At 23.1% G+C, this 23532-nt stretch carries 27 protein-coding genes and 1 pseudogene; 10 read left to right on the top strand and 18 right to left on the bottom strand.

What is annotated here, in order from left to right:
• Window positions 1–706: 706 nt before the first annotated feature.
• The 6 genes from AACL22_RS08355 (at window position 707) to AACL22_RS08330 (ending at window position 5653) form a co-directional block, all read left to right on the top strand.
• A complete protein-coding gene (locus AACL22_RS08355) occupies window positions 707–1168 on the top strand; it encodes a hypothetical protein (RefSeq protein WP_338991289.1) in 462 nt (153 codons plus the stop codon).
• A gap of 15 nt (window positions 1169–1183) precedes the next feature.
• Window positions 1184–2548 carry a hypothetical protein gene (locus AACL22_RS08350; protein WP_338991287.1) on the top strand — a complete coding sequence of 455 codons (1365 nt, stop codon included), beginning with the start codon at window positions 1184–1186 and terminating at the stop codon, window positions 2546–2548.
• A gap of 6 nt (window positions 2549–2554) precedes the next feature.
• Window positions 2555–3472, top strand: coding sequence for a hypothetical protein (locus AACL22_RS08345; protein ID WP_338991285.1), 918 nt, complete (start codon window positions 2555–2557; stop codon window positions 3470–3472).
• On the top strand, window positions 3462–4766 hold the full coding sequence (locus AACL22_RS08340; RefSeq protein WP_338991282.1) for a hypothetical protein: 1305 nt from the start codon (window positions 3462–3464) through the stop codon (window positions 4764–4766). Before AACL22_RS08345 ends, AACL22_RS08340 begins: the two co-directional genes overlap by 11 nt.
• 16 nt (window positions 4767–4782) lie before the next feature.
• Window positions 4783–5397 (top strand): hypothetical protein, encoded by a 615-nt coding sequence (locus AACL22_RS08335; protein ID WP_338991279.1) that lies wholly within the window; start codon window positions 4783–4785, stop codon window positions 5395–5397.
• A 133-nt stretch (window positions 5398–5530) separates the two neighbouring features.
• Window positions 5531–5653 carry a hypothetical protein gene (locus AACL22_RS08330; protein ID WP_338991278.1) on the top strand — a complete coding sequence of 41 codons (123 nt, stop codon included), beginning with the start codon at window positions 5531–5533 and terminating at the stop codon, window positions 5651–5653.
• Between the two features lie 189 nt (window positions 5654–5842).
• Here AACL22_RS08330 and AACL22_RS08325 read toward each other — a convergent pair whose 3' ends face one another.
• The 9 genes from AACL22_RS08325 to AACL22_RS08285 all read right to left on the bottom strand — a co-directional run bounded on the left by AACL22_RS08325 (window position 5843) and on the right by AACL22_RS08285 (window position 11881).
• The gene (locus tag AACL22_RS08325) at window positions 5843–6019 is read right to left on the bottom strand and encodes a hypothetical protein (protein WP_338991277.1); all 177 of its coding nucleotides are present in this window, start codon (window positions 6017–6019) and stop codon (window positions 5843–5845) included.
• 4 nt (window positions 6020–6023) lie between these two features.
• Complete coding sequence (locus AACL22_RS08320; protein WP_338991275.1) at window positions 6024–6479, bottom strand: hypothetical protein; 456 nt, start codon at window positions 6477–6479, stop codon at window positions 6024–6026.
• On the bottom strand, window positions 6479–7147 hold the full coding sequence (locus AACL22_RS08315; protein ID WP_338991273.1) for an ERF family protein: 669 nt from the start codon (window positions 7145–7147) through the stop codon (window positions 6479–6481). The genes AACL22_RS08320 and AACL22_RS08315 overlap by 1 nt, the downstream gene beginning before the upstream one ends.
• Window positions 7131–7268: a hypothetical protein gene (locus AACL22_RS08310; RefSeq protein ID WP_338991271.1), complete on the bottom strand. Its 138-nt coding sequence runs from the start codon at window positions 7266–7268 to the stop codon at window positions 7131–7133. Before AACL22_RS08310 ends, AACL22_RS08315 begins: the two co-directional genes overlap by 17 nt.
• Before the next feature lie 17 nt (window positions 7269–7285).
• The gene (locus tag AACL22_RS08305; RefSeq protein WP_338991269.1) at window positions 7286–7789 is read right to left on the bottom strand and encodes a hypothetical protein; all 504 of its coding nucleotides are present in this window, start codon (window positions 7787–7789) and stop codon (window positions 7286–7288) included.
• A 57-nt stretch (window positions 7790–7846) separates the two neighbouring features.
• Window positions 7847–8188, bottom strand: coding sequence for a single-stranded DNA-binding protein (locus tag AACL22_RS08300; protein WP_338991266.1), 342 nt, complete (start codon window positions 8186–8188; stop codon window positions 7847–7849).
• Window positions 8189–8190: 2 nt separating this feature from the next.
• Window positions 8191–8328, bottom strand: a complete 138-nt coding sequence (locus AACL22_RS08295) for a hypothetical protein (RefSeq protein WP_338991263.1) — start codon at window positions 8326–8328, stop codon at window positions 8191–8193.
• A 1-nt stretch (window position 8329) separates the two neighbouring features.
• Window positions 8330–8551, bottom strand: a complete 222-nt coding sequence (locus AACL22_RS08290) for a hypothetical protein (protein ID WP_338991260.1) — start codon at window positions 8549–8551, stop codon at window positions 8330–8332.
• Between the two features lie 1674 nt (window positions 8552–10225).
• A complete protein-coding gene (locus AACL22_RS08285) occupies window positions 10226–11881 on the bottom strand; it encodes a hypothetical protein (protein ID WP_338991257.1) in 1656 nt (551 codons plus the stop codon).
• Between the two features lie 380 nt (window positions 11882–12261).
• Between AACL22_RS08285 and AACL22_RS08280 the strand changes: the two are divergent.
• Window positions 12262–12656: pseudogene (locus AACL22_RS08280) on the top strand (cob(I)yrinic acid a,c-diamide adenosyltransferase).
• A 10-nt stretch (window positions 12657–12666) separates the two neighbouring features.
• Here the strand turns inward: AACL22_RS08280 and AACL22_RS08270 are convergent.
• The 6 genes from AACL22_RS08270 to AACL22_RS08245 form a co-directional block, all read right to left on the bottom strand.
• On the bottom strand, window positions 12667–12834 hold the full coding sequence (locus AACL22_RS08270) for a hypothetical protein (protein ID WP_338991248.1): 168 nt from the start codon (window positions 12832–12834) through the stop codon (window positions 12667–12669).
• A 974-nt stretch (window positions 12835–13808) separates the two neighbouring features.
• Complete coding sequence (locus AACL22_RS08265; protein ID WP_338991245.1) at window positions 13809–14438, bottom strand: DUF2278 family protein; 630 nt, start codon at window positions 14436–14438, stop codon at window positions 13809–13811.
• A gap of 198 nt (window positions 14439–14636) precedes the next feature.
• A complete protein-coding gene (locus AACL22_RS08260; protein WP_338991243.1) occupies window positions 14637–15341 on the bottom strand; it encodes a hypothetical protein in 705 nt (234 codons plus the stop codon).
• Window positions 15342–15861: 520 nt separating this feature from the next.
• Window positions 15862–16797, bottom strand: a complete 936-nt coding sequence (locus tag AACL22_RS08255; protein WP_338991240.1) for an IS30 family transposase — start codon at window positions 16795–16797, stop codon at window positions 15862–15864.
• Entirely contained in the window at window positions 16797–17552 is a 756-nt protein-coding gene (locus AACL22_RS08250) for an IS3 family transposase (RefSeq protein WP_338993046.1), read from the bottom strand. Before AACL22_RS08250 ends, AACL22_RS08255 begins: the two co-directional genes overlap by 1 nt.
• A 139-nt stretch (window positions 17553–17691) precedes the next feature.
• Entirely contained in the window at window positions 17692–17955 is a 264-nt protein-coding gene (locus AACL22_RS08245; protein ID WP_338988671.1) for a hypothetical protein, read from the bottom strand.
• Window positions 17956–18491: 536 nt separating this feature from the next.
• Here AACL22_RS08245 and AACL22_RS08240 point away from each other — a divergent pair.
• The 3 genes from AACL22_RS08240 to AACL22_RS08230 all read left to right on the top strand — a co-directional run bounded on the left by AACL22_RS08240 (window position 18492) and on the right by AACL22_RS08230 (window position 20489).
• Window positions 18492–19418 (top strand): hypothetical protein, encoded by a 927-nt coding sequence (locus AACL22_RS08240; RefSeq protein ID WP_338991238.1) that lies wholly within the window; start codon window positions 18492–18494, stop codon window positions 19416–19418.
• Window positions 19419–19986: 568 nt separating this feature from the next.
• Window positions 19987–20256: a lipoprotein gene (locus AACL22_RS08235; protein ID WP_338991235.1), complete on the top strand. Its 270-nt coding sequence runs from the start codon at window positions 19987–19989 to the stop codon at window positions 20254–20256.
• A complete protein-coding gene (locus AACL22_RS08230) occupies window positions 20211–20489 on the top strand; it encodes a hypothetical protein (protein WP_338991232.1) in 279 nt (92 codons plus the stop codon). Before AACL22_RS08235 ends, AACL22_RS08230 begins: the two co-directional genes overlap by 46 nt.
• Before the next feature lie 41 nt (window positions 20490–20530).
• Here AACL22_RS08230 and AACL22_RS08225 read toward each other — a convergent pair whose 3' ends face one another.
• From AACL22_RS08225 to AACL22_RS08215, 3 genes are all read right to left on the bottom strand, one after another.
• Window positions 20531–21958, bottom strand: a complete 1428-nt coding sequence (locus AACL22_RS08225; RefSeq protein ID WP_338991229.1) for a hypothetical protein — start codon at window positions 21956–21958, stop codon at window positions 20531–20533.
• Between the two features lie 143 nt (window positions 21959–22101).
• Window positions 22102–22314 carry a hypothetical protein gene (locus AACL22_RS08220; protein ID WP_338991227.1) on the bottom strand — a complete coding sequence of 71 codons (213 nt, stop codon included), beginning with the start codon at window positions 22312–22314 and terminating at the stop codon, window positions 22102–22104.
• Window positions 22314–23522 (bottom strand): hypothetical protein, encoded by a 1209-nt coding sequence (locus tag AACL22_RS08215; protein WP_338991224.1) that lies wholly within the window; start codon window positions 23520–23522, stop codon window positions 22314–22316. The genes AACL22_RS08220 and AACL22_RS08215 overlap by 1 nt, the downstream gene beginning before the upstream one ends.
• Window positions 23523–23532 lie beyond the last annotated feature (10 nt).

Genomic DNA, 23532 nt, shown 5'->3' with positions numbered 1-23532 from the left:
TAATTAACCCTCTTTTCTAATATTTATTAACTTTTAAAATTATATATATATATATATATATAATCAAGGGTAAATTAGATAATAAAAAATAAAAAAAGAGATTTATATAGAGTGCACCCATTTTAGTAAGTACTAATAAAAAGTAAATACTTTTTATTAGTACTTACTAAAATGGGTGCACTCTATTAATAATCTCTTTTTTTGTCGGGTAGCTTGCCTGCTCTCTAAGAACACACCAGCAACTTTTTTTCTAGAAGTATTTACCGACTAGACTCTGACCAACATTTTTATTTGGATATCCATATAGAGTAAGCTGGACTAATCCACTGAGCCTATTACTTTTAAAATAGGGTCTACTTTACCTTTCGTTGCCTAAGATTACCTGCATTTAGAATACAGTTAGGTCATTCGGATACCCGAAACCGTAATTACTTAGGACTTACATATTAATTATATAAAAATATAAGTATTTGTAAATACCTTTATTACGCGTTTTAAGGGTTAAATTAGCAATTAAATATATTAAGTTTAAGAAGAGAGATATTTTGTTTTATATAAAGTATTGTTTTACTAAAATAATAGTGTAAAATAAAGGTAACGGTTTATCCCTTTAACAAAAAAGTAATTTACGGTTTATGCTTTCCGCCTTAAAAAGACTTATGCTGACTTGTTATTCGAACAAGAATAAAAAAAAGAGGTTTATAAAATGGCAATTACAAAAGAACAATTAATCGAACAAGGTTTAAGTGAAGAAATAGCAGATAATATATTAAGTGAATTTCATAATGAAACAAAACAAATTATTGAGGGTATTCAAAAGCGTAAAGATACTATTTCAAAAGAAGAGTATTTAAAAGTTGCTAATGAATTAGATGAATTAAAAGCTTTTAAAGATGTTCCATCTACTAAAATTGAAGATATTAAAACTAATTTAAATAAAGTTAGTGGTAGTTCTTTAACTGAAAAAATGCAAACTTTAAAAGAATTAAAACCTGATTTGTTTGTTGAAGAACAATTATCAGTTTCGCCAACTAATATTATTAAAGATATGATTGAAAATTCAGTTGAAAATAAAAATGATGAAATTGAAACTATTAAAGAAAAAGGAGCATATACTCCTGATGAAATTAAAAAATTAACTGATTATACACTTAAAAACCTTAGATAATAAGGGAGTGAAATTATGGCAACAATTAATTTGCCACAAGTACCTTTTACATTACAAGGTAATACAACAGGTCAAAAAGCCTATGTTGATATGGTTAATGCATTATTGCGTGGACCTTTATATAATGAATATGCAAGTATTATGCAGTATGCAACAGCAACAGCCGAACAAGTTGCTTGATTACCTAATGCAGGACAAGCATTATATAATTTAACTCATCGTGTGGTATGACAAGATGATTATTCATTACCAAATGGTGGGACAACTCAAACAATGGGATTAACAAGAATTCCAGTACCTATTGATAAAAGATTTAATTTAAAATTAATGAATGAGGCTTTTGACTTGGCATTAATAGAACAAAATATTAAAAATGGTGTTATTGCTGATGCTATTTCTAGTGTTGTACAAAATAAATTTGTTAATTTAGAATGTGAATTAATTCAGGCTATTTATGATTATTGTTTAGCAGATGGTCAATATGAAGTAATTCCATTTCGTAGTTATACAGCAGAAAATGCTGATGATGCAAATAAGGCATTCTTTACATTAAATGAAACTTTGATTGAATTAACAAATCAAATTAGTAATTTATATTTTGGTTTGCCAACCGATAAAATGTTTATGGTTTTAGGTCGCAAAGCCTATTTAGGATTAACACCTGCTTATCTAAAAGTAATTGGTTCACAAGCTCAATTAAAAGCAATGGTTAATGGTGAATTATATGAAAATACTGCAATAGGTATTCCTGTATCTAAAAGTTTTCATTTAGAAAAAACATATACAAAAGGACAAGTTAACCGTGATAAAGGTTATAATTTTACTAATGTAAATGGCTTAATTATTAATAAGCAAGTATGGGCATATCCAATTAATATGGATACTATTCAACAAGTTTTAGATAATGATACTGCTATCCCTAAATGAATTGGTAAAGTTCAATATGCGACACCAACTATTTTATATCCAAAAACATGTAAAATTATCTTAGAAAAAGCACCAACACAAGATGAAATTAATACTGCTAAAAGTAATCTTAATAAAACATTTAGAGTTCCTGTTGATTATGTAATTCCATCATCAAATAAAATTGATATTAGTGGGATTAATAAATTAGATAAGCCGACTATTCATGTTGACGATCCAACTCAAACAACAGCCGAACAATTAAAACCACAATTTAAAGCTGTCGTTTTAAAAGCAATTAAAGCCGTAGATAGTTCTTTAACTGAGAATGATTATGATTACTTTATTGAAGCTAAGGGTGAAGATTGACCAATTGATATTACAAATGATAAAACTGCTTCTGTTCAAATTGAAGGTAAAAACAATGCTACTGGTCAAACAAATCCAATTGATGTCGTAATTAAAAATTCTTAATAAACAATGAATTTAATAATATTACGAGTTTTAACTTTATTAACAGAAAATTTAGGTAATAAGTTAGTAATAAATAAATTTGTTAATTTAATTAATAAGGTTAATAAATTTGCTTCATATTATTCTAATCCTTTACAAAAAATTACAAATAAGATTGAAGATATTTATCAGTGGTTAAATCCATTTACTTATTTAGATTTAATTAAAAGAGGTCATAAAAAAGAAATACAACAAATATTAAGTCAATTAGAAAAAGATAATAACATTAAAAATAGAGAACAATTTAAAAATGAAAATTATTTAAATACTAATTGACAACCATTAAATAGTGGTTGACTTGATAGTGGTATGTTTAATATTACAAACAAATTAACTTTAACAGGTAATTTAACTATTTTAATATATACAAAAACAGCAAAACATCCTAAAATTTATGGACCTTATGTTTATCCTAGTGTTCCAGTTGAAATTTGAAAATTATTAAGTAATGCTGTATCTAATGCAGGGACTTTATTTTGACGTTATTGATTAAGAAAATGGTTACCTAGTCATTTAAGAAATTATATTAAAAAACGATTACCACAAGCATTAAAAGAAAAACATCCCAAAGGAACTACTAAATTAACATTACCAACAGTTCAAAAATTACAACAAATTAAAAAGTTTATTAATAATTTAAAGATTGGACATTTTAATTTTAATTTTGCTGGTGAAATTAATAATAAAAAATGGTATCGAGAACGCCGAAGTGATGTTAAAAATATTAAGAATTTATATAAAAAACCAGTTAAAAATATGTTTTACAAAACTAATCAAATTATTAAAACAATTAAGGAAGCAAAAACAAGAGTTAATAGTTATAAGCCAAGTAATTTAAAAAATAAATATCGTAATCAATTAAGGGGTGTTTTATATGGAAAATAATTTAAGTAATTTGTTATTTATAATAGTTGAAGATGTTAAAGAAAGTAAACTTTGACAACCTATTAATGATAGAAAGCAATCTGCTTATAATGATAATTTAATTTATAATGCTATTTTAAAAACTAGTTTATGAATGGATAAATTATCAGGTGGAACAATATCTGATAAAATAAATAAAAAAAATTTATTTCCATGAGTAAAAAAAGATAATACTGGTTTAATTGAATATGATAAATGATTAAGTTATATTCAATCTGCTTGTTTATTAGCAGTTATAAATTGATATTTGCCCAAAGGAGTTAATGATTTAACAGGTAGTGCATCATTTTCACAAGGTGGTGTAGCATATTCACAAACTAATGACCCTGAGGCAAATGAAAATATTACTCGTGATGTTAAAAATGCTTTAAAATTAGCCGGTGAAATAATTGATATTATATCTAGTAAAACAGTATCTAGGCCATATAATTATAGTTTAGATAATTATGCTCATCCTTGAGAACAAGAATATAAGCATATTAGTAAAAAAACTTTTTATCCAACATTATTATTTTGATTAAAAGAACGATTACAAACAGATAATTCAATAAATATTACTTATCCAACTATTAATGATTTTTCTAAAATTGATTATAACGAATATATTAAATTAATAGTTCCATTTGATAATGATACTATTTATGAAGAAAATGGTGTTTGAAAAACAAAACAAAGTGGTGAAATTCCATCGGATGTTATTAAAGATAGTGATTTAAATAAAGATTATATTGAAAAAGTTGATGGTAAATATATTGTAAAAACAGCAAAAGATTTATTAAGTAACTATTATGATGCAAATACGATTGATAATTTTTTAGTTAATAAACAAGATAAATTAGTAAGTGGCACAAATATTAAAACTATTAATGGTAATTCGTTATTAGGGAGTGGTGATATATTTATTAATGCTGGTAATGATTGAGAAGAAGTTAATACTAGTGATTTTAATCCTAATGATAAACAATATATTTTACCAATTACTCCTAATGGAATATATAAATATAAAGTTGAATTAGGATATTTAAAAGAAAATAAAACTATTTATAAAAGTTCATTAATTTTTAGTGAAAAAAACTTTGATAAAAATTATGATGTAGTAGTTGGAAAAACCTTTCAATTTTCAGGTTTACCTATTTTTACAATATCTATTAGTTTAAGAAAAGGTTATCAAAATGCTATTATTAATTTATTAAATCAAAATGGCATTAAATATGAAATGCAAACATTAAATATTGAAAGAAAAAAAGTAATTTAGAAAGGAGTTTTAATTAATGAAACAAGATAAAACAACTTGATTAAAGGGTGCCTTACCTTGAAATTGATTTAAAAAAGACCCTATTCCGACTTATAATTGAACTCATAAAGATATTAGAGAATGAGAAAGAAAATATAAAATTCGTAGTTGAGTAGTTAGTTTTTATACATTGATATTTTTAGCATTAAATTGTTGATTAGAATATGGGATGATTAATGCAATAAAAGATAATATTAATTGATATAATTATGGTCAATATTGAGGTAATGGAATTGCTATTTTATTAACACCTTTATTTACACACGGAATTCAAGGTATATTTGTTGCTAGTAGTAAACCAAAAGTTGATATGAAAATTGATATCCCACGATTAAAAATATCTAAAATGGGATTAGTATTTACAATATTACCTTTAATTACTTTAATAATTTCTTTAATTATTATTTGAATTGATAAATCAAAATGAAAAAAAGACCATTTAAGACATTGCTTAGATTGTCGGATTAATCCGCGTGTCGTTCAACCACGAATAGCTAAACAATGAAATAATTTAGATGGTATAACAGAAGAAGTATTTAAAAATATACAAGAAGAAAATAAACAAGAATTAAATATAAACAATAATAATTAAATTTTATTAAAATAGACTATATATAGGGGTGGTAAATATTTTGGGTGGTTATATAGACTATTTTATAAATTATTTTGTTCTGAAAGGATAGATGGCCACTGTTTGAGTAAGGATAAGAAAGGAATTAAATAAAATGAATGAAACATTAATAACTACTTTACTTGTTTTAGCAGGTGCTGGTGGAATGGGTAGTCTTGGTATTCTTGGATTATCTGCTAAAAAATTAAAAAATATAAAGCAGAAATTAGAGAATTAAGAACTGCGGTTATTGCCCACGAAAAACATTTACGAGGACCTGATTATGCAACAGAATTAGCATTAAAAACAGGTCAAATTAAAAATGTTAAAAAACAAGTTAAAGTAAATGACAAAAAACAAGCACAAAAAGATGCTATTAGAAAACTAACAAATAGTATTTAAAAAAATAACCTTAATTGGTTATTTTTTATTTTTCTTTATTGTGTGTTATATAAAAGTTGATAAGATATTCAATTCGTTGAGAATAAGTATCAAAATTTAATTCATTTCAAACTTTTTCTTCATTATCATTTAAGTAAACATTGACATTCCGAATTTTGCAAGAATAATATTTGCCTGTTTTTTGATTATATGAATGTTTCATAATATTAGCTCTGATAATTAGCAATAATAATTGCATCTCGTAAATGATTACTTATTTTCTCATTATTATATTTTCAACCTTTACCATATTGATAAGTTAAATTAATATCTTTTTCAAATTCTCATATACAACTATCATTATATTTACTCAAATTCTCCATATTTTTAACAACTGATTTAGTGTTTTTGGGTGATACTCAATTAATAAAATATTTATAAACAGATAATGCTCCCAATAATTTTAATAAATCATCTCTATCTTTACTTGCATTAGCACATGTATATAAACAATCTTCAATATTAATTTTTTCTTCATAATCAAACAATTTATCATTAATAAATTTATAATGTTTTATTCAATTTTTATTTGTAAATTCTAATTTATCAATTAATTTATTATCTTCATAAACAACAATAGCCGTAGTACCAGTTCCTGATGGGTCAATACCTATTTTTATCATTATCTTAAAAATCTTTCTTTAAATTTATGATAAAAATCTTCACTTTGTTTTCTAATTATAACTGGTGATAATTTTTCAATATTTAATTCTTCTTTTATTCAATTTTTACCTTTTGAAATAATATTTTGTTCTATTTTTGTGTTTGTAATAAAATCTTTAATATTATTAAAATGTTTTTCACTCATTCATTTTGGATTTGAATTGTTAATAATTTCTGTTTGTTCTTTTTCTTGGTTAGAATTAATTTTACTTACTTCACTATTATCAAGGTCTAATTCTTCAGTTGGTAAACCTAATAATTTACTTAAAACATATTTAACGCCATATGTTAATGCTGAACCAATGCTTTTAGCAGGATCAGTATTTTTTCCAGTAAAAGGTCAATAAGTTTTAATTTCTTCTGTTTCTTTACATAAAGTTAATTCCATTTCAAAATATGGTATATCATTAATTACTTTTAAAGTATCTTTTACATAACTTCAAATATATGTAATATGATGTTTTTTAAATTCTTTTTTAACTAATTCTAATACTTGGGCTTCACCAAAATAGTTATACATTACTCTACCATTCATTTGCATTTTTTGGTCTTTTTCTAAATATAATGATAAATCTTGTTGTATTTCACCAATACTTTCTATTAATGTTTTTTTAGTTCCTTGTGGCATTTTCTCATTCCTCTCTTTCTTGTCAAATTAAAATGGCATCTTTAATTTGTTCTACATCTTGTTTAATAATATTAACTTTTTCTTTAATTACTATTTTTAATTTTGGATTTATAATTATCATTAATATTTTTTTATTATCTATAAAAAGTCTTTTTCTAATAAATAATAAAGTTTTAATTGCCAAATATATCGTTCAATATCAATTTCTTCATTTGAACTTGTAATTTTTCAATCACATACAATTATTTCATTATTAATTGTTTTACCTATAAAATCAGTTGTTCCACAAAGAATAGGTGTATAGTATCTTTTTTCAGTTTCATAATTACTAAATTGAATATCTTTAAAAGTTTCTTGATATAGTTTTGTAAAATTCTTAAATAATTCACGATGTGATTTTATATCACAATCAATAAATTCAATTAATTCATCATCAAAATTATTTTTTATTCAATAATCAATCATATTATGTAAACATATTCCACGATTTTGTGCTAATTTTAAAATATTCTCATCAATTTGTGAAAAATCTTTTGGCACTAAAATATTAATAATTTGACTTACACTTGGTATTAAAATACTATACTTATGTAATTCATCATTATAAATATATAAAGGTTTAATCTCATTTAATTGCATCATTATCACCAAATAATTCTTTAATATCTTCAGAATTATAATTTATTTGTTCATCTACAATTATCTCTTGTGGTTTTTTGATAATAATATATCTTTTTTTAAATCATTATTTGTATGTAAAAATTCATAATTAGATACTTGAACTATTCATTGTATTTTATTATTTTTATCTTTAAAAGATTGTAAAATACCATTAATTGCAATTTTGCTACCTTTTTGGCAATATTTTTGTAAAACTATTGCTTGCTTATTTCAAACTTGACAAGGAATAAAATCAGTTTCTTTTTGTGTTGAATATGGTCGAGTTACTGCTAATTGAAATATTGCATACTCTTTATCATTTTGTGTTTTTTTAATTTCAATATCTTTAGTTGTTCTACCAATTCCAATAAATTTATTCATTATTAAATTTCCTCCAATTCCATTTCATTAATTAAATTATCAATATATTCATAAGCACTATCTTCTGAATGACATTCTTCTAATGCTAAATTAAATAAATCTTCTTCTGTATAAACATAACCATTTTCATCTTTTCACATACTAATTTACCTCATTCTTTGATATTAATATTTCTATTAATTTTCTTCCTTTTTGTTCTTTAACATCAAAATAAATTATTTCTTGATTTAATAAATATGCTTCTTCATTTTTAATTAAATTAATATCATCATTAATATTTTCTTTTTGTCCTGTTTTATTATCAAATATATTAATACAAAAATCATTGTACATATATATTGATACTAGATTTTTGATTTTCATATTTACCTCCTATTTTTAACTCGCCGGCACTCGCACCCAAGTGAAAGTGCCAAGCGAGAATTAGTTATATAAGTATTTATCTATTTATTTACTGCGCCATCCGCCTCACTGCAGGTGAGCGGTGGCGGTATGTTAATTGTTTGAATGTTTAATAATCGACAGTTGTTTTTTCTTTGTGGAGCCAGAGAGTTTTCTCTCTCTTCACCCGCACCATTTCAGGTCAAAGCGTTCAGTTTTTAAAATAAATCTACTTGCACCTTGAAGAGCCTAATGCTGACTTTGTGGTTTTTAAACCGCTGTCACTTCTAAGAAGTAATATCTATCGCAAATTTATTTAGTAAAGTCACTATCTCTATGGTTTATTGTCGTTTGATATTAACCTTGGACTTATCACGACTATCGCTTGTTAAAGCGTCTATTATTTCCGGACTGATTACCGCTGGGCTAGACCGCCTCATGTGGAATAAAAACACTTAGTTATTTAAAATAACCGTTCCACTCTGCATTAAGTTGTTTTATAAAATTTAAGTTTTAAAAACCCAGTTTCATAATCAAAGATAATTTTTGAATTTTCTAGTTTTTGATAAAATTGCTTTTGTGTTTTATCTTTTACTTTATTCAATAAATTTCTATGTTTTTCACAAGTTCATAAAACTTTATTTGATATAAATTCTTCAGTAATGAATGATATTGATTTATAGCAGTTATTAATATCGCAAATTTGTTGTTGCTTATTAATTTTTATTACTTACTCCTTCCTTTTTATTAAGTTTTTTTATTAGCAAATTAATTAACTGAAACAGAGAAAGGACAACACCTTAAATTAGGAGAAAAACAGGTACACTTTGTAAAGATTTCTAAGATATTTAATAAATGTGTAAACAACTTAAAGAGGGTATCAAAAAGTTGTTATAGTTTTTTGTTAATATTTAAGATACTGTCCTTTCTCTGAATCAATTAATAATTTTGGTTTTACAAATAAAAAAACCATTTTAGTAAATGGTTTAATTTATTATTCTTATTCAATTTCCGAGTTTTTTTCCAAAACCCCAATATTTTTTATACGGCCGAATTTTGATAAATCGATAAACCAATTCAAGCAAGAATTCCTAAAATAATAACAATACTAAATATTCATGTTAACCATACTGGTATAACTTAATTCCTCCTAGAAATTTAGCTTGCGCGGCACGCTCCGCGTGTTCGCTACGCTCAAAAATAAACAATATTGAATAAATTACCGCTAATAAATTACGCGGATAATTTATTCATTTTCTTTTACATTATTAGTTACTATCTTATTAACAGTATTAATAACATTATCTTTTCCATACTTAGTTACTAAGGACCGCAAAATAAAATAATGTTTTGTTTGCATAATTTCAACTCCTTAAATTAAATTTTCTATACATAAAAGAAAAAACAAGATTATATCTTGTTTTTAACTAACAACCCGTATCTTTGTAACGGTCCCAAAAAAAGCAAGGAAATTACCTATCTAAATAAAAAAAGAGTTTTAATTTAAAACTCTTTAATGCTTATTTAACCTGATAACTTAAACTTATCACCTTTTTATTTAAAGTTATTATCATAATAAAGTATTTTTTGGTCATCATTTATTAAGTAAAAAATAGTGAATTTATTTTTAAAATAAGTTAATTAACAAATTTCAATTTAATAAATAATCTTTTTAATACCAATTTTAAAGTAAACACTATTCTTAGACACCTTATTATTTGAAGATGAAGCAAAACAATAATATAAACCATTATTAAAAGTTAACCCAAAGGTAAATAAAACTGCTCATGGATCAGAATTTGAAACATCTCATATTAAAAATGAACTATCACCCTTATTATTTATCTTTTGTCCCACTGTTTTAGCAAAACGTGGGTGTACAATAAAATTAAATAATTTAAGATCTTTTAAATCTTTTGCTTCAGCTGATTGTTTAAAGTTAGTTACCAAAGTCTTAATTACTCCTTTTAAACCCTCTGTTTTATTTGTTTGGGAAAGAGTTTTAAATAAATTCTTTGGTACTGTAATTTCAAGCCCCTCTTTTCTAGCAAAAGGACCAGTATTAATATATTTTCAAAAAGCAATAATAATTTCTCCTCAATTGTTTAATTTTTGGTCAATTGCAGCACGTGATAAATTTAAAGTCATTATTACATCTTCACCTATATTATCATCTTCAATATTTTTTGCATAACCCGAAAGACCCATTCCATTAATATTTAAATATCCTAAATGAATTTTAAAATTTCCTAAGGTTAATGAATCATTATCATTAATATTTAAACCTTGGCCAACATTCGATTTATAGAAATTAACAAAGTCATTTGCTGTTACATTATTAATACTTTTTGGTTCATTAGGTTCTTTAAACCAATTTGACAATGTTATTTCTTGTGCATTTTTTACATCCGCCAAATTATCAAGTCCTTTATTTTTATGATTTAATTCTCCTATTGCTGCTTTTTCAAGCAAAGAGACATTATTATAACTTATATCCATATCTTTAAACTTTTCATCCTTATTAGTAAATCCTTTTAATGATTTTTTAAAAGCATCATCTAAAACTTTAATGTTTTCTGAAAAATCTCATTGTACCTCTTCATATAATGTTTTAAAAATATCATTTGTACTAAAATCAACATTTTTTAAATTATGAAAATATGTATTAAGTTTTTTTAATAAAGACTTTGTGGCTTTACTTGAGAGTTCTTTTAAAACCGATGGATTTTCTGTTACATTATAAACTACTGGTATTTCAAATTCTGAAAAGATTTTTTTATATTGAGTCTTTACAAATGCTTTTAAATTAACTCGCACTCCTTTAAAAGATTCAGTATTAATCTCAATCGGGAATTTATTTTTTAATCCCTCAACATTAATAAAATTAACTTCAACTGTACTTAAATCTTTTTCAAATATTAAAGGACTTTTATTTTCAAAATAATTTCCATATGTAATACCTAAATTATAATTTACCCTTTCAAAAATAGTATTAAAATCATTCATAAAGTAATCACCTAATGCTTTATCTTTTGAATTATTTAAATCTAATTTATAATAAATTTCCTCACTGTCTACTTTTTCATAGAGACCTGCTAAATTTTTCTTATTACTATCAACATACATTCTTGATTTAAAATAATTACTAATTTCATCACTTGCGCTTGTTTTAATCTTATTTATCATTTCAAGATCTGTTGCTAAAGTATTTTCTTCAAGTTCCTCAGTATTTTGATTATTGCAACTTGTTAAATTTGAACTAGTTGCACCGATTAGTGTCATCACACTAAAAATACTAAATAATTTTTTCATTTTATTAATTAACTCCTTCTAAAATTTTAATAGCATAATTAAAAATTAAACTATTGCTAATATCTTATAAAAGAAATAAAAAAAAAAAAACAGATTTAATATTTATCAAATTAATTGCAAAATGTTAAAAATGTTTTGCAATTAATTTGATAAAATTATTTTTTAATTAATTCAAGAGACATAAACACAAACTAAAACATTTTTAGTACAATAACTCTATACATTAAGGAGGAAAATATGCAAAAAAAGGTTATTGTCATATTTATTATGGGGGCGGAAAAGGTAAAACATAAATTTTAAATGGAATGACAATTCGTGCTCTAAGATATTAATGAAATGTTAAATATCTCCGTTTTTAAAAAAACCGGATTTCTGGTGAAATGTTATTTTTTCAAAATTTAGCTAATCCAAATCTAGAAATAATCAATTATTATTCATCAAGTACAAAATTTTTTTGAGAAATGAATGATCAAGAAAAAGCAATTTTACAGAAAGAAATGCAAATTGGTTTTAATGAATTAAAAAAATTAAGTCAAGACCCAACAGTTGACTTAATTATTGTTGATGAATTATTAGGGTGTATTTATAATGAATTAATTTCTGAAGCAGAATTAATTGAAGTTATTCAAAAAAAGCTCCAAATATTGAAATGGCTTTTTCTGGTCATCATATTACTAATAATTTAATTAATGCTGTTGACTTAGTTAGTCATGTTCAAGCAACAAAACATTATTTTTATCAAAAAGTTCCTGCTCGTAAAGGAATTGAATATTAAATTAACTTTTTTAAAAAGATAAATTAATTATTGCATTTCATTGCGTAATATTTGTTACGTTAATATCATCAATATTTAAATCATGATATTTTGTTTTTAATTTATCTTTTATATGATTTTCTGTTGGAACAGGAAACCCATTTGTATTAATTGTTCCTAAATCATTTTCAGTAATCATTGAGCTTAATAAAATAGGATGATTTACTGATCCAGCTATTAATTTTGAATTTCCATAAGTACAATATAATACATATAAAAAAGCTTAAAAGTAAAACAACCAGAAAAATTAAATTGAAATTTAGTATTCATCACTTTTTTGATTTTTTTTCATATTTTTTCCCTTCTATAAAATAAAACTTATATTTTAAAATGAAAAAATATTATTAAATTAAGTAAATAATTTGTACACATATTAATAAAGTAAAATTTAATTCTAAAACTAAAGTATTTTTTTAAATCCTATGTTTTCTTTAATCTTAAAATTACTAATAACTTATTTTTGTTATTATTTAAGATACATTTTTTATTAAATATAATAATTTATTAATATCATAAATTGTTGTTTTAATTTTATTTATTAGTTCAATATTTGTAAATAAATATTTTCTTTATTTTTTTCAGTATTTTAATTATTACAAGATATGATATATTTAAACAAACAGGTTCGTTCTATCAATGTTATTACACTTAAAATACTAAATAATTTTTTTCATTTTATTATTTAACTTCTCCTAAAATTTTAATAGTATAATTAAAAATTAAACTATCGCTAATATCTTATAAAAAAAATTGAAAAAATTAAAACAAATTTAGTCTTTATCAAATTAGTTGTAAAATTATAAAAATCTTTTGCAATTAATTTGATAAGAATATAATCAGTAAATTAAAACTTGAAAAAACATAGTTAAATAAAATAAATACTATATATCAATCAGAAGAAATCATATAACTTTTCTAAAATATCGTTATTGACACTACATATTTAATCAACATAAGGATAAAAAATATGTTCATAACAATGCAAAAGCAAATATAATTATGAAAATTTTTGGACTAAAAAGCAATAAATTGATAAAAAAAAAGATAATAAGAAATAATATTATCTTTTTTCCAATGTTATTTATGCTTTACAATATTTAAATTAATATTAAATTATTTTATACAATTTCCTGAATTGTCAGTATTTGTACACTGAGATTGAAACATTATAAAAATCATATGTTCAACAATCTTATTTTCCTCATTATAAATTGCAAATGCACCATCTTGTCAAATTCCGTTTTCAGATTTAAATTTAGTATCATTACCTTGATTCATATGAATGTCATGCATGCCTTTTATTCCATTATTAACATAGGACATTCCTCAAACCCCAATTTTGTATTTTGAATTATTTAATGCTGGAGTTACTATTTTGTTAAAAATAATTTCAAGTTTTGATAATTCATCATCTTTAACAAATGGTAAAATAGTTTTATAATTGCAATCAAAAAAATTACCACGTAAATAATCAATACAATAACCATCAATTCCTGTTTCTAAATCTACATGCATTTTATCTATAAGTTGAAAGCTGCTTTCAACAATTGAATGATTAATATTTTCCTTAATAAAATATTCAACATCATAAGGTGCTATCACTGACCGCACATTAATATTTACTTGATAATTTTCTTCATTTTGATCTGTAATTGTTAAATTATAATGTGGATTTCTAGAACTTCTAGTTCAGTTGTTGGTCAGATTCCCTTTTAAGAAACTATATTTTGAATTTTTTGTCATTTTAATCAGTCCTTTTTTATTTAGTAAGCAAAGTTGTATATGAATAAAATATTACTTATTCGATATAATTTTATACTTATTTTAAATTAATTTTTAATTTTCACATTCACTTAAAAATAAGTATTCAAAAAAGTACTAAGTAATTTAATGGTAGTTAAACAACCATTATTTTAAATACAATTTTATTTATTAATACAATTATTCTATACTATAAAAATCTATTAAATTAATTGTTGTTGTAAATTTACCTTTAGCATTTTTGTGACCAATTATAGTAATATCAAATGTTTTATTCTTAGAAGCATCATTAATAAAAACTTTTCTTAAATTAAACATGCGACTCTTATAAGGCTCAGCTTCAAAAACAATCGTAAAATCATTTTCACTTAAATTAGGATCAATTTTTTGAATTTGTTTTAAAAATTGTGTTCTAATTTTATTTTTTAAAAGTAATGCTGTAAAATAATCATTTGGATATTTTAGCAATCTATCTTCAGGACTTGGAATTTCAATTTTTGTAAAACTTGTAAAATCAACAATTTTATATACTGCCTTTGGAAATAAAATTTCTAACTTAATACTATTCTTAGCATTATTATATCCTACAATATTAATAACATAATTATTAACCGTCTTTGCTAAATTAATTGTTCGCGGTTGATTCTGATTAAAGTAATCATTGAAATTAAAAGAAAAATCATTTTCTGTTATTGTCGCATTTAATTGTTGTCTTATTGCTGTTAAAATTGCTGCTTGTAAATATGGTCTAATTTCTGATTCTTTTACTTTTTCAATATCACCAACTTTATTTTTTAAATCTAACAAATTAATTTCCTTGATATTTCTAAGGTCAGCTTGTTCCAATGTTTTTTCAAGTTCTTTAATTTTTGCTTTTAGTTGCAAAATATTATTTTGTAATTTTTTGATTTTTTTATGTTTATTTGTTGATTCTCTATGTTTATTTTTTGATTTAAAATATTAATTTTATCATTTAATAGGTGAATTGTTGTTTCAACATTATTGATATTATCTTCTTGCTCTTGATTTGTCGTTTCAGGAATTGCTTCTTCTAAATATTGCAGTTTTTTATTACCACTACAAGCAGTTAAACTTCCTCCGGGTGTACTAATTAATCCACATATTCCTAAAATATTTAATAATTTTTTTATTTTTCAGTATTTTTCCCTTTTCTAAAACTTAATAATTAAATTAATACTTAAAGTATTGATAATATTTTATAAAAAAATATTAAAAATGTAAATTGTACTATGAAGTGTAGCACTCTACTTAATTTTATTATAACACCAATAAAATAAATGTTCAATATAATTTATTTTAAAAAAATTTAGTAGTTTTGTTTTAAATTTATGAATTTTGGCACACTGAAAAATAAAATGATTAAAATTTTTTATAGGTAATTATATTAAAAATTAAACATTTGTATAAAAACTTCTTTTGAAGATAGTCAATGTAAAGATTTTTTAAGTTTAAAGTTTATTATATTAGCAACTTCTTGATAATAATTTCTTGAATAAATACTTAAATCAATTCCTTTGGAAAATCAATGTCTAAAATCGCGGATTGCTCTTTCAACTTTTGGTTTTTGTGTTGGAGTTCCAGCATCACAAAAATATACTTTAGCATTTGTTATTTTTTCAATTTTTTCTCAATCAGCAAATTCTTTGCCTTGATCTGTTATTATTCCTTTGCATCTATCTTTGAAAAATCTGTTAGAAAAAATTCGTTCTACTGCGTTTGCAACTTCTTTTGTTGTTTTTTCTTTTAATGCTTCAATAATTTTAAATTGGGTTAATTCTTCGATTAAAACTAAACAAACACTATTATTTTTACCAACCATAGTGTCCATTTGATATCAACCAAATTCATATTTATCATTTTTTGCTTTTTCAATAGTTCTAAAATTTCTTATTTTTTCACGGTTATCAATTCTATTTTTTGTTTTATATTTTCTACCATGAAAATACAAATTATCTTTCTTGAAATTTAAAAATCCCAAATGAATATATTTATATAAAGTTTTAAAACATACTGGAAATTTAATACCAAATTCTTTTTCATATTTTTTAGAAATTTGTTCTGGTGAATCATGAAATTTGTTATATTTTTCATCTAATCATTCTAAAATATTTAACAATAATGATGATTTTTTAAAACATTTTTGTCGATTTTGTAAATAATCTTCGTGTGCTAATTTAGCATCATATTCATTATCTTTTAACCTTTTTATTTCTCGTTTAATTGTATTGCGATTTTTATGCAATATTTTTGCTATTTTAGATATATTGGGTTGACCATTTTTTCTTTTTAATGAATCAAGTTCTAATAAATCTTTTAACATTAGAGTGCACCCATTTTAGTAAGTACTAATAAAAAAGTATTTACTATTTTTTTAATTATATCTTTTTCTTTACGATTTGAATATCATGTATTTCATTTTATAACATCTTGTATATATTCTTCATGTGAATTATATATTTTATTATGGATTGTAGCTTTCTTAAGTAATGAATGAAAACTTTCTATAACAATATTATCTGCACAGTGGTAATTTTTTCCCATTGAAATTGTAATACCGTTAGATAAACATTTATCGTGATAAATAGTGGATGTATATTGATATCCGTGATCTGAGTGAATTATTATTCCATTCAGATCTTTTTTTATTAATTTTATTTTATTAATTGCATCATTTAAATTATCCATTACTAATTTATTGTCATTATATTTAGATCACTTTACATCAACTATTTCTTTAGTATATCCATCAATAATTGTTGATTGATAATATCTTTCTCCTTTTCAAATTAAATATGTTACATCAGTATATAGTACTGAAAACCTTGTTTTTATATCATTGAATTTACGATTAATTAAATCAGGATATTGCAATAAGCTTTTTTCTTTATTCTGTTTATATTTCATTTTTCTTCTCATTTTTCTTACATATTCAGGTTGTATTTGATTATCACACATAATTCTTAAAACTTTTTTTGAATTATATTTTATACCATAATCTTCCTTTAAATATTTAGTAATTCTTCGATAACCAAATTGTTTTAAATTTTCTTCATAGACTTTTACAATATCATTTATTGCTTTTTTTCTTTTTTGCTACTGTCATAATTTTTATATTTATCTCAATAACTACGTTTTAACCCTGTTACTTCTAGTAATAATTTTATTGAATATTCACAAAAATTTTGTTTAATAAAAGAGACAATTCTTAGTTTGCTTAATTGTAAAAGTCATGGAGCTTTTTTAATAATTCATACCTTGTTTTATAATATTCTAAATTTCTTTTGCCAAAAGAAATTTTAGGTCCTTTAGGATTGTTTAATTTTCCTTTTTTATGATTTGCTCATCAAGATTCTACTGTATTTGCATTTATATTATATTGTTTTGCTACTATTCAACAACTTTTTTGTTTAATTTCCTCAATGATTTTTGTTCTAAATTCTGATGTATATTTGTTATATTTTTGTCCTTTTTTTGCCATATAAAAATGCACCCCCTATAAAAATTTAGCAAAATCTTTTTTTATTTTACTTACTTTTTTGGGTGCACTCTAATTTACTCTTTCTTTAAAAGTAAAATGATGTTTTGTTTTATTCTTATTCATTTTAAAAAATCCTTTCTTTTATATACAAAACTAATTATATAGTTTTTTGGGGGTTGGGCGAGCGGTTGATTTTCTTAAATTTTTGTGATAAAATGATTTATAAGTTAAAAAAGATTTTGAGGTTCTTTCAAACAAATTTGGGAACCTTTATAAAATTCTTCGCTTAACGCTTAGAATTTTTCCAAGTATTTTGAAAAGCGCGGCAAAAGTTTTTTTAAACTTTAAGGCATTTTTCGCAAAACTTATGGAAATCACCGCGAGCCCAGATTAGTAATAAAATATAATTACAATAACAATCATTCTAAACAATCTCCTTTTTAAAACATATTTAAAAATGCTTGACTTGCATATATATAATGTCAATAGATCTTGATAAAAAGTTTTCAAGATGTAAGAAAGGAAATTTATATAAAATGAAAAAACTGTTAAGTTTATTAAGTGTATTGACAGTTAGTGGGACTGCTATTCCAACAACAGTTGCCGCCAGTTCTTATCAAAAAGAAAATAAAAAATTATTAAATAATAATATTAAAAATTTAAAACGAGTTAAAAGAAGTGATGTTCCATCTTTACGAGATTTGATTACAACAATTAATATTGGTAAAATAGAAAAAGTTAATCAAAAAAATATTTTAAAAAAATTAAGTGAAATTAATCATCCAATTTTATCAAGAAAAAATTTTTTAGAAAATATTGATTTTGAAAATATAACCGCTAATTCAGCAATAATTCACGTTAGACAAAATATTTTAATACCCAATTCAATAAGATTTACAATTAATTTTGATTCTAATTTAATTAATTTTAATGATTTGTTAGGTATTACAAATGAAAATGGTATTTTAAATTTTGGAACAATTATAAATAATAGTCCAACAACAATCGCAAGTGAATTTATACAAAGATATGAATTAAATGATTTATTAACAGTTGATGATTTAATAATTACAAATTTAACAAGCAGCTCAGCATTAATAGAAAGTTTAAATATTAACTATTCACTTTATATAAATGTAATTTTTTTGTCAAGATATTTAAGTTTAAGAACATTTATTACTAATACTAATTTAGGTGATTTAGAAACAAATTCAAAGGAACATATAATTGATAGAATAGAACAATTAAATAATTTAAATTATCATCATGGTAAAAATATAAGATTAGAAATTAGAAACATTACAAGAAATTCAGCTGAAATTTTATTTAGTCAAGCAACTAATAGTAGTAGTTCATTACATACATTTCATTTTACTGAAAATCTTGATTATAATGATGTATTGAGGGTTTCTTTTTCTATAAAAAAATTAATTTTTCATCTGTTATTACTAATACTAATTTAGGTGATATACCAAATAATTCATTTCAAACAATTATTAGAGAAGTTATTAGAAGAAATCCAAATTCTGGATTAACAGTTAATGATTTAGTAGTTACAAGAGCAACTACAAATTCAGCAACAATTACAAGTCAAAATAATAATTATTTTGGAAATATCAATGTATCTTTTAATAGAAGTATAAAAAAATAAAAATTAATCAAATATATAAACTACATGATGATAATTTAAATAATGATAATACTATTGAAAAATGATATAAGTTTTTACAACCTGATCAATTAAAAATCAGTTTTAACAAAGAAACCTGAGAAAAAGAAATTAAACCACATATTGAAGCAATAATTAATGTTGTAAATAAATTTTCACTAAGTGATCATAGTTTATTTCAAAAATATAATGAAGAAAATAAAAATACTTTAATTGCTTCTTTAATTCGTCATTTTACAGAAATAAATGATAGTTTTCAATCAAGAAATTATTTATCTGTTACAACAAATACATTTGGTCTTACTTTTAATATTGAAAAAAACGAAACTAAAAATAAAATAATTAAAGATGAGATTTAAAATATGAAAAATATATTAAGTTTTTTAGGAACCATAACTTTAATTGGAACAAGTACAATAAGTTTAGTTGCTTGTAATAATAAAACTAAAATACATGAGTATACACACGAAGAATTGGAACATTTAAAAAAAGAAAACCAAATAGTATATACAACAAATGAAACTATTAAAAACAATTTAGAATGAATGGCACCACAAGAAAAACCATTTAATAATGTTGATAATAAATGATATTATATTGTATGACGAGGGGAAGAAAAAAAAGAAGAATAATTAATTTTAATTATAATTTTAATAATATAAAAAAAATAGATACAGACAATTCATTTATTCTTTATATTACAGCAATTAAAAAATTACAAATATGAAATGAAATAAATAAAAATTGAACCGAATGAAGTAATGAAAAAAATAAAATACAATATAAATATGTTTATCGTTGAAATTCAAATACACAAAAACCTAATTTAATTTTAGATAAAAACGGTAATATAAAAGTTAAATAAGAACAGACAAATATAAAAAACATTTTAATTAAAATGACTTTTTATATTTCCAATGTAATTAATGATAATATTTCATTATTTTTATTAAATAACTCTAAATTATTAATAATAATTTGTTCTTTTTTTGTAAAAATTGTAATATCATACTTTCCATAACCTCAAATGCCAAATACTTCAATTTGATTTAAATTAAATAGTTTTTCGTGTTTATAAAAAGTTATTTTAATACTATCTTCAACTAAATTTTTAGTCATACTTGTTCAAACTGTTTTAGAATAAAGTAATCTATATAATTGAGAAAAATAGTTTAAATATTCTTCTATTTTGCCGTTAGAAACAATCAAACTAGTTAAATATTTACCATATTCACCATCTGATAATTTAATTTCTGCAGGAATAAGAGAAGGAATATTGTTTGTTTCTAATTTATTTGTTATTGATAATCAATTAAAATAATTTGCTTCTAATTGATAAACAGGATTTTCTGAAATATTTTTGTTTTTAACATTTATTGTGGATTTAAAAAAATCAAAATATAATGATTTTAATTGCAATAAACAATCTTTAAATTCTCAATATTCAACTTCTTGTTCTGTTGGATTAGACATTAATTCAAAATAATACGGAGAAAATAATTTAATATCATCATTATAACCTTTATTAATTGCGTATTTGCTATATGTGTAATTTGAAAGCATATAGATAATTTGTTTAAATATTTTGACAACATTATCATTAATAAGGGTTGGATTATCTAATTTTCAATTTTTAAATAAACCATCAATTACATCTTCGGGTTTTTGTCCTTCAAATTTTTGGCGTAATTCAGCCGCTTTATTAGTAGGATTACCTTTTTCATCGTATTTTGCCCCTTGAAATTTTCGATCATAATTATAACGATAAGTTAAATAATTTAATAAAACTTTTTCTAAACCATTTTTATTTATTAAATCTAAAATATCTTTTCCTTGAATATAGTTTTTGGCTATACTTCATGGTAAAAAACTTTCAGTAAATCAATACTGAAATATTCTTACATTAAGGTTTGTTTCAATTGGCATTGATAATAAAGATACTAAACTAGCATTTTCAACTATTGATGATGGATAAGAATAAACACCATTTACATTGCCTCAGCATTTAATATTTCCAAATAACATAGATTTAGGGTATTTAATTTCAATCCCAGTAAATACTCTATCTTCGGGCAATGATTTTTGTAAAACTAAATGAATACTATTTTGGTTTTTTCACTTAAAATCAGTTATTTTAACTAAATGCATAGATTTAATAATATTAACACCATCGGGTGTATAAGGTCGTTTATATTCTTCGATAATATAGCATTCATTTTTATTTTCTTCACTAATTGGTTCATTAATAGAAACTATTTTTAAGTCTAATGCTTCTAAAAATTCTTTGTCTTGTTTTGAGATATTATTAATTAAAATATCTTTTTCATCAATCATTACATAACTTGTGCTATTATCTTGGACTGTGGTATTTTGTTGAATTTGTAATTTAAAATTAAAATCACTAATTTCATAACCAGTTATTTTAATATATTCATCTTTGTCAATAAAACCTATTTTAACGCTATTTTGAGAGTAGTTTAAGATTGGTTTTTGCTTTGTTTTAACAAGATTTTATTAATTTTATAAATATATAAGGTTCTTGCGCGGTCTTCACTAAATAATTGTTCTAAATCAGGGTCGCTATATTGTGATTGATTAGCAAAATCTAACGGAATACTATCAATTGAATAGTCAATTGGTTCATCATTTTCTGCTAATTGTGCTAACATTTTTTCAGATGGTTTTAACATTATTCTTGTTCTCCTTCTTTATTAGGCATATTGATAATAGTTTCGTTGTTTTTTAATTGTCTGTTTAAAGTAGCATTTACTGGTAAGCGAACATCAACAATTAACTCGTCAATATTTTTAATATTGAATGTTCTACTGTTTAAAATAGCATTATCATATTTAATTAACTTAATAATAAATTCAGTTAATTTAATTTCTCTAATATATATCATTTGTTCGTATGATGCGTTTGTTTGAATATTTACACCAGCAACTTCTGCCTGAGTTTGTTGTGCTCCCTTAGCAATGGCGGGAACATGATGTCGATTTATTTTATAGTAATTTGTTAATAATCAATCATATATTTTAGTTAATTGCTCACCTTTAAAATTACCAGCAATATAGTCTACTGGTTGAAAATTACTATCAGGGTCTCCTTCAACTAATAACAAGTCATTTTCAATAAATGAAGCTAGCATTTTACTAATTTCTTGGTCAACTACACCAGTCACGCCGTTAGTATTGATAGTAAATTTACCACTATTTAATAATGGATCTAACATTATCTTTTCAGCATTAATAATATTAGCAGTATTAGATTTTCAAACTTTATTAGTTTTATCATAAAAAATAGTATCATTATCAAAGGGAACATTTATTTCATTATTGTTATTTTTAACAATAGTTTTATTGTCAATCTTAGTTTTTTCTTTTTCTTTTAAAGCATCAACTTCTAATTGAGTATAATATGCTTCTAAATCAATCATTGTTAAATCAATACCTTCTTCTTGAAAAGTACGAAACATTTTCTTTAAAGTTGTTAAATTAGCCAATGATTTTGCATAGGTAAGCAATAGACCTTGTCAAGTAATCATAGGGTCATTTTGCGATGAATAATTAATATCACCAACACTCATATTTGCCGAAGTAAAAAATTCAATTGGAATGCGGTTAAATGTTCAATGCTCAATCGTAATAAACACCATATTAATACAAATTTTCTTTAATAATGGATCTTTAAATGTTTCAAACTTTAGTTTTGAAAATGGATAGTTTAAGTAAGAATTAATCATATTTTGGGCTCTTAAAGCAAATGTTTTAAATCATAATTCTACATCACCTTTAAAAAACTTATTATAACGAACTGGAACTTGTGTAATTTTACCTGTCATTGGAATAAAATTATTATAATTTTCCAAAGTAACATTTTGTCATAATTCATTTAACATTTAATCATCT

The sequence above is a fragment of the Spiroplasma endosymbiont of Seladonia tumulorum genome, from assembly GCF_964020235.1.
In the GTDB taxonomy this organism is placed as follows: Bacteria; Bacillota_I; Bacilli_A; order Mycoplasmatales; family Mycoplasmataceae; genus Spiroplasma.
This window is presented reverse-complemented; position numbering and strand designations above follow the sequence as displayed.